This is a genomic window from Pseudosulfitobacter koreensis (assembly GCF_024733015.1).
In the GTDB taxonomy this organism is placed as follows: domain Bacteria; phylum Pseudomonadota; class Alphaproteobacteria; order Rhodobacterales; family Rhodobacteraceae; genus Pseudosulfitobacter; species Pseudosulfitobacter koreensis.
The window spans coordinates 299,688-313,142 of sequence record NZ_JANKJG010000001.1; the positions used below are offsets into that span (position 1 = coordinate 299,688).

Genomic DNA, 13,455 nt, shown 5'->3' on the forward strand with positions numbered 1-13,455 from the left:
CGGTCCGTTGTGGTCGGCCTCGGGTGTTTCGGTATCTTCTGTATGTAAGGTAAATTGCACAACTTATACTGTCAACTTTTATTGACATAATTAGTATCAGAGCCTTTTGCGAGCCTCCAGGCAACGGGTGATAAAGGGCCGGAACGGCGCGGGGCTGGCCGAGATTTCAAAGCCTGCCGCCTCGCAAAGTGCTTTGATTTCAAGGAGTGAACGGGTTTTCCCTGTTTTCATTGCCAAAGTGTAAAGCGCAAAGTACACATCCCCCGCCCGCTCGGGCACGTCACCGCCCAGCATAGGCTCGGAGATGATCAGACGTCCGCCCGCAGGCAACGCGTCAAAGCACTTGGCCAGCAAAGCGGTCACGGTGGAATCGCTATGGTCATAGAGAACGCGGATCAGGCTGATGGCGTCGGCACCTGAGGGAATCGGATCGTTCAGGAACGACCCGCCGAGGATCGTACTGCGCCCCGCAACTCCGGCACGTTCAAAACGTGGCTGCGCTGACGGTGCGACTTCGGGCAGATCGAACAGCATCAGGTTCAGATGCGGAAATTCGCGCCCTGCGGCTGCCAGAAATGCGCCGGAACCGCCCCCGACATCCAGCAGGGTTTTGACGTTGCTCAGATCGACGCTGCGCAGGGTGTCATCCGCAACCAGCTCAAGACTTTGCGCCATCAGGTCGGAGTAGGCCGCAGCCGCCCGCGGCTCCATGTCACCGCCGAACACATAGGGCCAGAACGATGCCAGTTCGGTTTCGGTTTCGCCGCGAAAGAACGCGGCAGGGTCGGCAAGGTCGCGGTACAGGATATCGTGGTGCCGGATCATCGCCTGCAGACCGGGCACGCCCACCAATGCGGCAGATCTGCGTGTCAGGCCGATCTTGCCGCCCCGCTTGCGCTTGAGCAGGCCCAGCGCGGTGGCGGCGCGCACCAGTATAACCATCCGGTCCAGCGGCACATTGCACTGCACGGACAGCTCTTCCGCCGTCATCGGAGCGTTCATGAGCTTGCCCGGCATCTCGAACTGCACAAGCGCCGACAGAATCTGCGAATGGCAAAAGCCCGCCAGAAGGTCAAACAGCGCCTCGCCTTCGCGCCGGACGATCCGCCGGGTGAGGAACGACCCTGCAGCCCATTTCTGAAACCGTCGCGACGCGATCAGCCGCGCGTTCCAGCCCGCAAATCCACCGCTGTTTCCACGACCACGCGCCACAGGCATATCCGCTGGCACGTCGGTCATTTATTCACCGGGGATGTGGCTGGCCTGACCCGCGCGCCATTTGATCGGCGTCAGCATTTCAGCCTGCGCGTTGACCATTTTTGCCAGCATCGCCTCGCCCGGACATTTCGGGATCGAGGAAATCGCACCACTCAGGATGTCTTTCATCCGGCGGATCGCACCGGCGACCCCAAGTTCGGCCACGGCGTTCGGACGCCCGTGCAAATCATCCTGACCCGCGGGTTTGCCCAAGGTCTCTTCGTCGTAAAGCGCATCGCGCAGATCGTCGGCGACCTGAAAGGCCTCGCCGATCCGCGCGCCAAGGTCTTCCCATTGCTCGCCATCCTGACCGGCGGCGATGGCTCCCATCTGGGTGGCCGCGATGAACAAAGCACCCGTCTTGGCGCGGTGATAGGCCGACAAATCGATCACTTCTTCGCTTTCCCAGCCCTGGCCCGCGCAGATGCCATTGGGCATCCCCGTACGCTCGGCCAGCACCTTCAGCAATTCTATCGCGCGTGCAGAATCCAGAGCAGCAGCATGGGTTAGAACCGAAAACGCCATGATGATCAGGCTATCGCCGGTCAGCACGGCCAGCGGCTCTCCGAATGCGCGGTGCACGGCGGGTTTGCCGCGCCGGGTGTCCGCATCGTCAAAGCAGGGCAGATCGTCATGTACCAAGGACGCACAGTGGATCAGTTCAAGCGCCGCCGCCGCCGCATTTGCAAGTTCGGGATTGTCGTCACCACATGCTGCCGAAACGCTGAGCAGGATTTTCGGCCTGATCCGCGCGCCGCCGGGTGTCACCGTGTACTGCAAGGCGGACGCCAGCTTTCCGGGTGACGGGGCGGCCTGCCCGTTGCGAATGGCACGCGAAATCGCAGTTTCGATCCGGTCGTCGAAAGGCATGGGATGGTTCCTTTGTCAGCAAAGTGTACTATCATTCTTGCAACTCTAATTGTAAACTAAACTGGACACTTCGCGTTCACCTGTCAATCCATACCTGCGCAAAGGAACCTTGACCCCATGTCCGACGCCGCCCCTCACGTGGCCATTGTCGGTGCCGGCATCGGCGGGCTTGCCGCCGCTTTGCGGCTGGCGCATCGGGGTGTGCGCGTCACGGTGCTGGAACGTCACGGCACGCCGGGCGGCAAGATGCGCACGCTGCCGACCGTGGCGGGGCCGGTCGACGCAGGGCCGACCGTTCTGACGATGAAACCTGTGTTCGAGGCCCTGTTTGCAGATGTCGGCACGCGACTGGACGATCACGTCACACTGGACGCGCAAACCATCCTTGCGCGGCATTTCTGGCCTGACGGCACCCGACTGGACCTGATGCACGACCCCGACGCCAGCCTGCGGAATGTGGCGGATGTCTTTGGCCCCCGTTCGGCGTCAGAATTCGCCAGCTTTTCGGAAAAGGCACGCACGTTGTTCGAGGCCTTCGACGCGCCGATGATGCAATCCGCCGCCCCGACCAGCGCCGCGCTTACCCTCGAGGTCGCCAAGAACCCGAAGCTGATTCGCCACATCACCCCGCACCTCAGCCTGATGCAGAGCCTGAGCCGCCATTTCACCGATCCGCGCCTGGCCCAGCTTTTTGCGCGCTATGCGACCTATGTCGGCGGCTTGCCTGCATTATCGCCTGCATTGCTGAGCCTGATCTGGCATGCCGAACGCATGGGTGTCTGGCACGTCAGGGGCGGCATGATCGAACTGGCCCGTAGTATCGCGAAACTGGCCACATCCTTTGGCGCCACGTTCCATTACGACACGCACGTCACCCGCGTGGAACTGCAGGCGGGACAGGCCTGCGCTGTCTATACAGCCACCGGGCGCATTTCCGTCGATGCGGTGCTGTTCAACGGCGATCCCGCGGCGTTGCACTTGGGCCTGTTGGGCGATGCCGTGAAACCAGCCGTCACACCCGAGGCGACGCGGCCCCGCAGCCTGTCGGCTTGCGTGATGAGCTTTGCCGCCAAGCCGCAGGGTGTCGCGTTGTCAGGCCACAACGTCTTTTTCTCAGGTGACCCGAAATCGGAATACGGCCCGCTTGCGCAGGGCAGGATGCAGACCGATCCGACGCTTTACGTCTGCGCCCAAGACCGGCTTTCCGGCGACAGGCCCGATGGGCAAGAGCGGTTCGAGATCATCCTCAACTGTCCGCCCATCGACCGCCCCGACCCCGAACACGACAAGAAAGCGAGAACCATATGTCACACCTTGATCCTGAAACGGCTGCGTCACCTCGGGCTGACATTCACACCGCAACCCGGCCCCGAGACACTGACGACGCCGCAGGGCTTCGACAGTCTCTATCCGGGATCGGCGGGCGCGCTTTACGGGCGGTCGCCACACGGGATGATGGCGGCGTTCAAACGTCCGACGGTGCGCACGGCGATACCGGGGATCTACCTTGTGGGGGGCGGGGTGCATCCGGGGCCGGGGGTGCCGATGGCGACGCTCTGCGCACGGCACGCGGCCGAGGCGATCTTGAACGACCTGCCTTCGATCTCACGGTTCCGCCCGGCGGATACGCATGGTGGTACGTCGACGGTGTCAGCGACGACGGCACGCGCGCCGTCTCGGTCATCGGCTTCATAGGCTCCGTTTTCTCGCCTTGGTACGCGTGGTCAGGGCGCGGTGATCCGACGAACCACTGCTGCATGAACGTCGCGACCTATGGCGCAGGCGGGCGTTTTGCCATGACAGACCGGGGCAGTTCTGCCCTGCGCCAGTCGCGCGATTGCCTGCAAGTCGGTCCCTCCTCGATAAGCTGGCAGAACGGGCAGTTGGTCATCGAAATTGACGAAGTGTCCTCGCTGCCCCTGGTTTCGCGGATGCGCGGACAGATCACCCTGACCCCTTCCGCAATCACCCAAGCCGAGCTTCCGCTAAGCCCTGACGGTGCTCACATCTGGCGGCCCTTTGCCCCCATCGCGCGCATCTCTGTGGCGCTTGAGGCAAAGGGCTGGCAATTCGACGGGCACGGGTATTTCGATGCCAACTTCGGCACGCGACCATTGGAAAAGGATTTCAAAACATGGACTTGGGGGCGCTATCCGACCGAGGCGGGCGCGTCATGTTTTTACGATGCGACACGGCGGGACGGATCGACGTTGAACGCCGCCATCGCCTTTGCACGGGACGGCACTGCCCGGACCTTCGACGCGCCGCCCGTCACTGCGTTCAAACGTACGCTGTGGGCCCTGCGCCGTGACACCAGAGCGGACCCCGGAACCACGCCGGTCCAGGTCAAGCCGATGCTGGACGCGCCGTTCTATTCGCGGTCGATCGTGAAAACACAGATCAATGGCGAGGTTGTCCAGGGCGTGCACGAAGCGCTGGATCTGGATCGCTACGCCCAACCCCTGCTGAAACCCATGCTCGCGTTCCGCGTGCCCCGCAGACGCAACTGGACGTTCTAGGGGTCTGTCATACGCCACGCCCGGTTGGCAGCAGGCCTTAAACCTTTGACAGGTCCAAAGGCTGCACATCCGGGTTAAGCCGCGCCACCGACAAGTTCAGCAGCCCGGCAACACTGACCCAAGCCAGATAGGGCAGCATCGCGACGCCTGCCCACGTATCCAGCTGCCAGTGCGTGATCACACAGCCCAGCACCGACAGCCACAGGCACGCCATGACGATCAGCGCGCCCTTCAACCGGCGCACGCCGAAAAAGACGGGGGTCCACAGCGCGTTGAATGCGATCTGTGCGGCCCAAAAGGCCATCGCATATCCGTTGTCTGGCAAGACAGCTACCCGCGCCGCCGCAAAAGAGATCAGCAGGTAGATCGTCGTCCACATCACCGGAAACGCCCAGTTGGGCGGTGTCCAGCTTGGCTTTTTCAGCTGTTTGTACCAGTCACCCGGCGAGAATATGGCGCCGGTTGCTCCGGCCCCGAAACAGGCCGCCAGAAAGAGTGCGAAGAGAATGATATCCATATCTTGTCATAGGGCACAGGTTACTCTGCCGCTACCCCGGTTGTGCGCCCTTGCGCGGATTCGCGCGATTTCAATTCCGCCAGAACGCTGAGAACCGCGCCTGTGCGCCCGGAACCCCAGACTGCCGCGCGCGGTGCGCTGCTTGCGGCGGCATCGACCAGAAAGCGCACCTCGTCCAGCGGCGGTGCAAACAGGACGGGTGATCTGGGCAGGATCAGGCTGCCGCCGGTGCGCAGCACAGACCTGCCGATCAGCGCCATCTTTTGCGATGTGCCGGTGCGCGCGCGGTGGTTGATGGTGTCGAAACCGTTGCGCACCACGCCTGCACCGATCGCAGCATAGATATAGCGCGCGGCGAAAATGCCGGTGCGCGCGCTGCGCGGCAGCACGGCTATGCCCGATTCGGACCGGATGTAGAGCCTGCGCGCCTCGGCCAGCAGGCGGCGCACCATCTGGCGCACCTCCGGGCTGGCGGTGGGCTGCTGCAGGAAACTCGTGGGGGTCAGGCCCGCCTGCTCCAGCCACTCCAGCGGCAGATAGATGCGCCCGGCGCGCGCGTCTTCGCCCACGTCGCGCGCGATGTTCGTCAGCTGCATCGCCACACCCAGATCGCAGGCCCGCGCCAAGGCATCGGCATCGCGGACCCGCATCAGCACGCACATCATCGCACCCACCGCCGAGGCGACCCGTGCCGAATAGGCCCTGACATCCGACAGGGTGTCATAGCGCCGGTCGACGGCATCCCATGCCAGACCTTCCAGCAATGCCTCGGGCAGGGCGCGCGGCATGTCGAACCCTTCGACAATCGCGGCAAAGGCGCGATCTTCGGGGGCGTTCCGGGGGCGGCCCGCATAGGCCAGATCCAGACGCTCTTGCAGCGACAGCACCGCCCGCCCCTTGTTGTCCCCCTCGTCGACTTCGTCATCGGCCAGGCGGCAAAACGCATAAAGCGCCAGCGCAGGGTCGCGTACGGAGGCGGGCAACAGCTTCGACGCCGCGTGAAACGACAGCGACCCCGTGCGGATCACGGCGCGACAATGTGCAAGGTCGTCAGGATCAATCATTCCGCAGCCAGCCTTTCATATCCGGCCCTCCGCGGCCTGTCAGGCACCAGCTTGCCCAGAACCTCGGCGCTGGAGACGACACCCGGCAGCCCCGCACCGGGATGCGTGCCTGCACCCACCAGATAGAGCCCTCGCGCCTCTTCGCTGACATTGTGCGGACGGAACCAAGCGCTTTGCAGGATGCGCGGCTCGATCGAGAAACCACAGCCGTGCGGGCTGAGGTATCTGTCGCGGAAGGTTTCGGGGGTAAACACCAGTTCGGTCGAGATATGCTTTTGAAAGCCGGGAATCAGCTTTTCGACTTCTGCCGCAACCTTGGCGCGGTAAACCGGTTCTTCGGCGGCCCAGTCGACCGCATTCTTCCACCCCAGGTGCGGCACCGGCGACAGGACATAGAACGTGTCGTCCCCCGCAGGCGCGACCGTAGGATCGGTGACCGACGGGCGGTGGACGTAAAGGCTCATGTCGTCCGACAGCTTGCCCTTGATGAAGATGTCCTTGAGCAACCCCTTGTATCGCGGGCCGTTCAGGATGGTGTGGTGACCGACATCAGCCCATTTGTCCGCCGTCCCTTTGGTGCCGAAGTACCAAACATAAAGCCCCATCGACCAGCGTTTGCGCGACAGCTTTTTGTCGGTCCAGCGGCGGCGCGGGTGATTGCGCAGCAAATGGTCGTAGGTGTATCCGGCGTCGGCATTGCTGACGACCACCGGCGCCTTGACCTCGGTGCCGTCGTCCAGCCGCACGCCCTGTGCCGCGCCATCGGTCAGGATGATCTCGTCTGCCACGGTATTGTGCCGGATCTCGCCGCCCTGCGCGCGCACCACGTCGGCCATCGCATCGGCAATCGCCTGCACCCCGCCCATCGCGTAATGCACGCCAAACCTTGTTTCCAGATGCGCCACCAGCGCGTAGATCGACGTCACGTGCATCGGGTTGCCCCCGATGAACAAAGGATGAAACGACAGTGCCATGCGCAGCTTTTCATCCTTCACGCGGCCGGACGCATGCGCATAGATCGACCTGTCCGCCCGCAGCCGCGCAAAGGTCGGCAGCACCTTGATCGTGTCGATCAGGCGGTGCATCGGCTTGGCCACCATCCCCTCGAACCCGACCACATAGCGGGCCTGCGCATCTTTCAGGAACCGCTGAAAGCCCTTCACGTCGCGCGGGCTGAGCCGTGCCACTTCTTCCAGCATTTGCGCGGGGTCAGAGCCTGCACGAAACTTGGCCCCGTCGGGCCAGCGGATCTCGTAAAACGGCTCTAACGGGCGCAAATCCACGTCCTTGCGAAAGTCGCGCCCGCAATCTGCCCACAGATCCTCGAATACCTGAGGCACCGTCACGATGGTCGGTCCCAGGTCGAACCGGTGGCCGTCTTGCGTGATGGCCGACCCACGCCCGCCCGTGCGGTCCAGCTTGTCCAGAACCGTGACCGCATAGCCTTTGGCCCCCAGCCGCATCGCTGCCGCCAACCCGCCCAGCCCTGCGCCGATCACGATGGCGCGGTCATCTGACACTGCTTCGTTTCGCTTGAGCGGGGCAACAGCCATCAACATCATCCGATTCAGTTATGTCTAGTTTAGTTTACAATTCTAGGACGCCACACCTTCACAACGCAAGCAGTATGTGTCAGATTAAATTTACATATCGGGATCAAACGCCTTATGCCGCAAGTCGTCAGTTTCAGCTTCTTTCGATTCGATACAGTCCGGTCGCGTCTGTGGGCCTTTGCGATGATGGGACTGGCACGCGGCCCGATGGCGCGGATTGCCGACATCGGTTTCTGGAAGCTGTGCGGGTCAGGTACGGGCGAGGGGTTCACGCCCTTGCCCAACACCTCGGTCTATGCGGTGCTGGCCACATGGCCCGACGCGGAAACGGCACGGCAGCAGACGGACACGGCAGAGATTTACAAACGCTACCGTACACAGGCTTGCGAACACTGGACCGTCTTCATGTCCACCGACAGCGTGCGCGGCGCGTGGTCGGGCAAAACCCCGTTCGAGGCGTCACAGCACATGAACACCGGCCCGCTCGCCGCACTGACACGCGCGACGATCAAACCCGGCATCCTGATGCGGTTCTGGCGCCGCGTGCCCGATATCTCGGCGGTGATCGGTCAGGACCCCAACGTCATCTTCAAGATCGGCGTGGGCGAAGTGCCGATGTTGCACCAGGTGACATTCTCGATCTGGCCCGACGCCGCGCGAATGGCGGATTTTGCCCGCACCGGCCCACATGCCGCCGCGATCAAGGCCGTGCGCGAAGAAGGCTGGTTCAACGAAGAACTCTACGCCCGTTTCACGCTGCTGTCCGACGTGGGCACTTGGGGCGGCTCTTCTCCTCTTTCACGACTGGAAACCACATGAAACAGCCGTTCCCCTTTTCCGCCATAGTCGGTCAGGAAGACATGAAACGTGCGATGGTGCTGACTGCCATCGACCCCTCGATCGGCGGCGTTTTGGTGTTTGGTGACCGGGGCACGGGCAAATCCACAGCCGTGCGCGCGCTTGCGGGTCTGTTGCCACCGATCAGCGTGGTCAGATCCTGCCCCGTCAACTCGGCCCACCCCGAGGATTGCCCCGACTGGGCCAGGATCACCGACCCGGAAACGCACGAGATCCCCACGCCCGTGGTCGATCTGCCGCTGGGCGCGTCAGAGGATCGCGTGACCGGCGCGCTGGACATTGAAAAGGCTCTGACACAGGGCGAAAAGGCGTTTCAGCCCGGTCTGCTGGCGCAGGCCAACCGTGGCTATCTCTATATCGACGAGGTGAACCTGCTCGAAGATCACATCGTCGATCTTCTGCTCGATGTCGCTCAGAGCGGTGTGAACGTGGTTGAACGCGAAGGGCTGTCGATCCGGCACGACGCGCGCTTTGTTCTGGTGGGATCGGGCAACCCCGAAGAGGGCGAATTGCGGCCGCAACTGCTGGACCGCTTCGGGCTGTCGGTCGACGTGACCTCGCCCACCGATATCGACGAGCGTGTCGAGGTGATCAAACGCCGCGATGACTACGAGAACAGGCACAGCTCTTTCATGCTGCGCTGGCAGGCTGAAGATGCCGCCCTGCGCGATCTGATCATCAAGGCACGCCAAACCCTGAAAGAGCTCAAGACGCCTGATGCAGCCCTGCGCACGGTGGCCGAACTCTGTGTCAAACTTGGCTCTGACGGTCTGCGTGGCGAATTGACCCTGCTCAAGGCCGCCCGCGCCTATGCCGCATTCCGCGATGATACCGTGCTGACCACCGGCCACATTCGCAGCACCGCAGCGCTGGCCCTGCGTCACCGTCTGCGCCGCGATCCGCTGGACGAAGCGGGATCAGGCGCGCGCGTGGCGCGGGTGGTCGCAGAAACGCTGGGCGTCTGAATGACGCCCTGGGAGCACGCGGTACTGGCCCTGACCCTGCTGGCGATTGATCCGCCAGGATTGAAGGGGCTGGCCGTGCGCGCGCGCATCTCACCGGTGCGCGATGCCTTTCTGGCCGTGACCTCTGCCCTTCCGCTTCCCGCGGTGCGTCTGCATCCGCAAATGTCGCCTGCCATGCTGGACGGCGATCTGGATGTGGCCGCGACACTTGGCGGTGGCACCGTCGTCATGGCCAGGGGGTTGCTGGAACGCGGGCCATCCACGCTGATCCTGCCGATGGCCGAACGCACAAGCGCTTATATGGCCGCACGGCTTGCGCAATCCCTGGATGGCCCCGATCCGCATGTTCTGATCGCGCTGGACGAGGGCGCGGACGCGGACGAAAACCTGCCTGCGGCACTGGCGGACCGGATCGCATTTCGTGTCTCGCTGGACGGATTGGCGATGTCGGATTATTGCGGGTCAGCGCTGCCCGCCGACCTCGATGCCCTGCGCAAGGCGGCGCGCAAGGTCACGCTCCCGGACAGCATCCCAGAGCAACTGGTCGTTCTGGCGGTCAAACTCGGCATCACCAGCCTGCGCGCGCCCAGCTTTGCGCTGCGCGCGGCACAGGCTCACGCTGCGCTGCACCATCGCAAGGCCATCGCTGCGGAAGACGTGACTGCGGCAGTGGCACTGGTCTACGCACACCGGGCAACGCAACTGCCCGACACAGACGACACCGAGCAAGGCCCGCCACCCGAGCCACCGCCCGAGACCGCAGAGCGGCAGGACAACGATCTGACCATCCCCGATGATGTCCTGCTGGACGCCATCACCGCCGCATTGCCCAAGGATCTGCTGGCCGGGCTGGCCGCCCCCGCCGCAAATCAAGGCGCAGGTGCAGGTTCTGGCAGCAAGCGCACAGGGTCCCGCAAGGGCCGCCCGCTGCCTGCACGAAACGGCGCGCGCGCGTCCGGCGCACGCGTCGATATCATCGCCACTTTACGCACGGCGGTGCCTTGGCAGACCCTGCGCAGACAGAGCGCGCCGGAAAGCACCCGACCCGACACCCAGCCGATTATCCGCTTCAGTGACCTGCGGCACAAACGCTATCAAAGCCTGTCTGACCGGTTGCTGATCTTCACCGTCGATGCCTCCGGCTCTGCGGCGATGGCGCGGCTGGCCGAAGCGAAGGGTGCCGTGGAATTGCTGCTGGCCGAAGCCTATGCGCGTCGCGATCACGTCTCCCTGATCTCGTTTCGCGGAAGTGCGGCAGAGGTGCTGCTGCCGCCGACACGGTCACTGGTGCAGACCAAGCGCCGTCTGGCAGCGATTCCGGGCGGCGGTGCCACACCGCTGGCCGCAGGTCTGACCGCCGCGATGACGCTGGCGCAAACGGCGCGGCGCAAGGGCATGACGCCCACAGTCATCGTATTGACCGACGGGCGCGCCAATATCGCGCTGAACGGCCAGCCGGATCGCCGAAAAGCCGCCCAAGACGCGCAGGACACTGCGGCCAAACTGGCGTCCCTGGGGATCGAGGCATTGGTGATCGACACCACGATCAGGCCCGAAGCAGCACTTAAGACGCTGGCCGATACGATGCGCGCACAGTACGTAGCGCTGCCCCGCGCCGATGCCAAGAGCCTGTCTGCCGCCGTCGCCACATCCCTGAAGGACTGAGCGCGATGAAATGGGCCGACGCACGCGCAACATGGCCTCTTGCCCGGCATTCGCGCTTTGTCACGCAAAAGCCGCACCGCTGGCATTTGCAGGAAGTGGGCGAAGGACCGACCTTGCTGCTGATCCACGGCGCGGGGGGGGCCACGCACAGTTGGCAGCATCTGTTCCCTCTGCTGGCTGCGCACCACCGGTGCATCGCCGTCGATCTGCCCGGTCAGGGCTTTACCCAGCTTGGTGCGCAACATCGCTGCGGTCTTGATCCGATGGCCGAGGATCTGCTGGCGCTCTGTCATGCAGAGGCGATTGACCCTGTGTGCATCATCGGACATTCCGCCGGGGCCGCCATCGCGCTGCGATTGGCCGAGATGATGCAACCGTCGCCACCGGACGTCGTCGGGATCAACGCGGCGCTTGGCACATTCGAAGGGCCGGCCGGAGTGCTGTTTCCGGTACTGGCGAAGACAATCGCGATGCTGCCGCTGGCCGCCAATCTGTTCAGCGCGACCGCGTCACAACAGTCGGTCGAGCGGATCATCAAGGGCACAGGTTCGACACTGCCCCCGCAGGAGATCGCCCTTTACCGCCGCCTGGTTGCCAGCCCCACGCACGTCAGCGCCACGCTGCAGATGATGGCGCAGTGGCAGCTGGAGCCGCTTCTGGACCGCTTGCCAAGAAACACCGCGCGCACGCTGTTGATCACCGCCAGTGGCGACAAGGCCGTGCCGCCCGCCACATCGCAAAAGGCCGCCGAAAAGATGCCCAATGCGACGTGCAAGAGCCTGCTTGGGCTGGGGCACCTTGCCCACGAAGAAGACGCCGTGGCGGTCGCTGCCCTGATCCTCCCGTTTCTGGAGGGCGCCCGCGCCTGATCCCCCCAAGCCAGCCCAATTCACAAAGGAAGCAGACATGTCGCACATCAAGGATCATCCGCTGCGCTATGAATTGGCCAACGAGCTTCACGCCCGTCCGTTTCCGACGTTGCAGGTGCCAAGCACCGCCGCCTATCTTGCCATCAAGCCGGTCAGCAACGCAGCCAAGCGGGACCGGTCGGCAGACATGGCGCATCTGAGCGATCTTCTGAAACGGCACGGCGCGCCCTGCCCACCTGCGGACGCGACGCATTTTTCCGGAAAAATCGGCCAGCACAGGCTGAAATGGGAAAGCCATACCGAATTCGTGACCTACACGGCCTTTTCCTATGCTGTCAGCGACCGCCCCTTCGACCCCACCGACTTCGAAGTGTTCCCAGCCGACTGGCTGGCACAGGCACCCAGCGCCCGCATCACCTCGGCCTTGATCCGGATCGTACCCGCCACCAGCGACACGCAACTGATGGAAGAGATCGCCAACTGGTTCGTTCCCGAAAGCGCCGCAGTCGCCTCGGTTCTCGGCAAGGCCGCGACAATTGCGGGCGACTTTCGCATAGATACAGCGGGGCACCTGCGGTTTCTGGTCTCCGTGACACCTGACATTGGGGAAAAGGACGTGGGCCGGATTGTGCAAAGCCTCTGCGAGATCGAAACCTACAAGACGATGTCGATGCTGGGCTTTTCGCGGGTGCGCACCATGTCGGCGCGCATGGGGCATATCGACGACCAACTGGGCCACCTGATGAAGGAAATGACCGGCGGCAAGGACACCGCCGAGGATACTCTGGACGAGTTGCTGGAAGTGTCAGCCGAGCTGGAATCGATGGCCGTCGACACCTCGTTTCGCTTCGGCGCGACCTCTGCATACGTCAAGATCGTCGATCAGCGCATCACCAGCCTGCGCGAAGAGCGGTTTGCGGGTCGCCAGACCTTTGCCGAGTTCATGACGCGGCGGTTTCTGCCAGCCATGCGGACGGTCGAGGCGACGCAGAAAAGACTGGGCACCATGGCAGATCGCGCCATGCGCGCCAGCGATCTGTTGCGCACACGGGTCGACGTGACACGCAGCGCGCAGAACCAGGTGCTGCTGGAAAACATGGACAAACGCGCCGATCTGCAATTGCGCCTGCAAAAAACTGTCGAAGGGCTGAGCGTCGTGGCGATCAGCTATTACGCAGTCTCGCTGTTGGGCTACATGCTGTTTCCGCTCAGCGTGCCCCTGGGCATCAGCAAGGTCGTGATGACGGCTGCCATAACGCCTGTCGTCGTCCTGGGGGTGTGGTGGATGATCCGGCGCGTGCGCATGAAGATCACCTGA

The 13,455-nt window shown here is 63.4% G+C and carries 12 protein-coding genes; 7 read left to right on the forward strand and 5 right to left on the reverse strand.

Translation table 11 applies throughout. The features are described 5' to 3' along the window. Positions 1-96: 96 nt before the first annotated feature. Together NTA49_RS01605 and NTA49_RS01610 are read right to left on the reverse strand one after the other, a co-directional pair. On the reverse strand, positions 97-1,239 hold the full coding sequence (locus NTA49_RS01605) for a methyltransferase (RefSeq protein WP_258292898.1): 1,143 nt from the start codon (positions 1,237-1,239) through the stop codon (positions 97-99). Continuing rightward, a complete protein-coding gene (locus NTA49_RS01610) occupies positions 1,240-2,127 on the reverse strand; it encodes a polyprenyl synthetase family protein (RefSeq protein WP_258292899.1) in 888 nt (295 codons plus the stop codon). It lies immediately after the preceding gene. A gap of 117 nt (positions 2,128-2,244) precedes the next feature. On the opposite strand from NTA49_RS01610, the gene crtD reads away from it, so the two are divergent. Both crtD and crtC read left to right on the forward strand, forming a co-directional pair. Next, the gene (crtD, locus tag NTA49_RS01615; protein ID WP_258292900.1) at positions 2,245-3,822 is read left to right on the forward strand and encodes a 1-hydroxycarotenoid 3,4-desaturase CrtD; all 1,578 of its coding nucleotides are present in this window, start codon (positions 2,245-2,247) and stop codon (positions 3,820-3,822) included. Further along, positions 3,810-4,646, forward strand: a complete 837-nt coding sequence (gene crtC / locus NTA49_RS01620) for a carotenoid 1,2-hydratase (RefSeq protein WP_258293191.1) — start codon at positions 3,810-3,812, stop codon at positions 4,644-4,646. The genes crtD and crtC overlap by 13 nt, the downstream gene beginning before the upstream one ends. Positions 4,647-4,683: 37 nt before the next feature. On the opposite strand, the gene tspO is transcribed toward crtC, so the two are convergent. Genes tspO through NTA49_RS01635 form a run of 3 tightly spaced genes read right to left on the reverse strand, consistent with a single transcriptional unit; the run spans position 4,684 to position 7,786 of the window. Continuing rightward, the gene (gene tspO / locus NTA49_RS01625; RefSeq protein ID WP_258292901.1) at positions 4,684-5,163 is read right to left on the reverse strand and encodes a tryptophan-rich sensory protein TspO; all 480 of its coding nucleotides are present in this window, start codon (positions 5,161-5,163) and stop codon (positions 4,684-4,686) included. Between the two features lie 20 nt (positions 5,164-5,183). Next, positions 5,184-6,227 carry a 15-cis-phytoene synthase gene (gene crtB / locus NTA49_RS01630; RefSeq protein WP_258292902.1) on the reverse strand — a complete coding sequence of 348 codons (1,044 nt, stop codon included), beginning with the start codon at positions 6,225-6,227 and terminating at the stop codon, positions 5,184-5,186. Next, entirely contained in the window at positions 6,224-7,786 is a 1,563-nt protein-coding gene (locus NTA49_RS01635; protein WP_408637126.1) for a phytoene desaturase, read from the reverse strand. The genes crtB and NTA49_RS01635 overlap by 4 nt, the downstream gene beginning before the upstream one ends. Before the next feature lie 108 nt (positions 7,787-7,894). Between NTA49_RS01635 and crtA the strand changes: the two genes are divergently transcribed. The 5 genes from crtA to NTA49_RS01660 are packed head-to-tail and all read left to right on the forward strand — an operon-like array spanning position 7,895 to position 13,455. Continuing rightward, positions 7,895-8,599 carry a spheroidene monooxygenase gene (crtA, locus tag NTA49_RS01640; protein WP_261368060.1) on the forward strand — a complete coding sequence of 235 codons (705 nt, stop codon included), beginning with the start codon at positions 7,895-7,897 and terminating at the stop codon, positions 8,597-8,599. Beyond that, positions 8,596-9,603: a magnesium chelatase ATPase subunit I gene (gene bchI, locus NTA49_RS01645; protein WP_258292905.1), complete on the forward strand. Its 1,008-nt coding sequence runs from the start codon at positions 8,596-8,598 to the stop codon at positions 9,601-9,603. Before crtA ends, bchI begins: the two co-directional genes overlap by 4 nt. After that, positions 9,604-11,268, forward strand: a complete 1,665-nt coding sequence (locus NTA49_RS01650) for a magnesium chelatase subunit D (protein ID WP_258292906.1) — start codon at positions 9,604-9,606, stop codon at positions 11,266-11,268. A 5-nt stretch (positions 11,269-11,273) separates the two neighbouring features. Next, positions 11,274-12,137, forward strand: coding sequence for an alpha/beta fold hydrolase BchO (gene bchO / locus NTA49_RS01655; protein WP_258292907.1), 864 nt, complete (start codon positions 11,274-11,276; stop codon positions 12,135-12,137). Between the two features lie 37 nt (positions 12,138-12,174). Continuing rightward, positions 12,175-13,455, forward strand: a complete 1,281-nt coding sequence (locus NTA49_RS01660; protein ID WP_258292908.1) for a DUF3422 family protein — start codon at positions 12,175-12,177, stop codon at positions 13,453-13,455.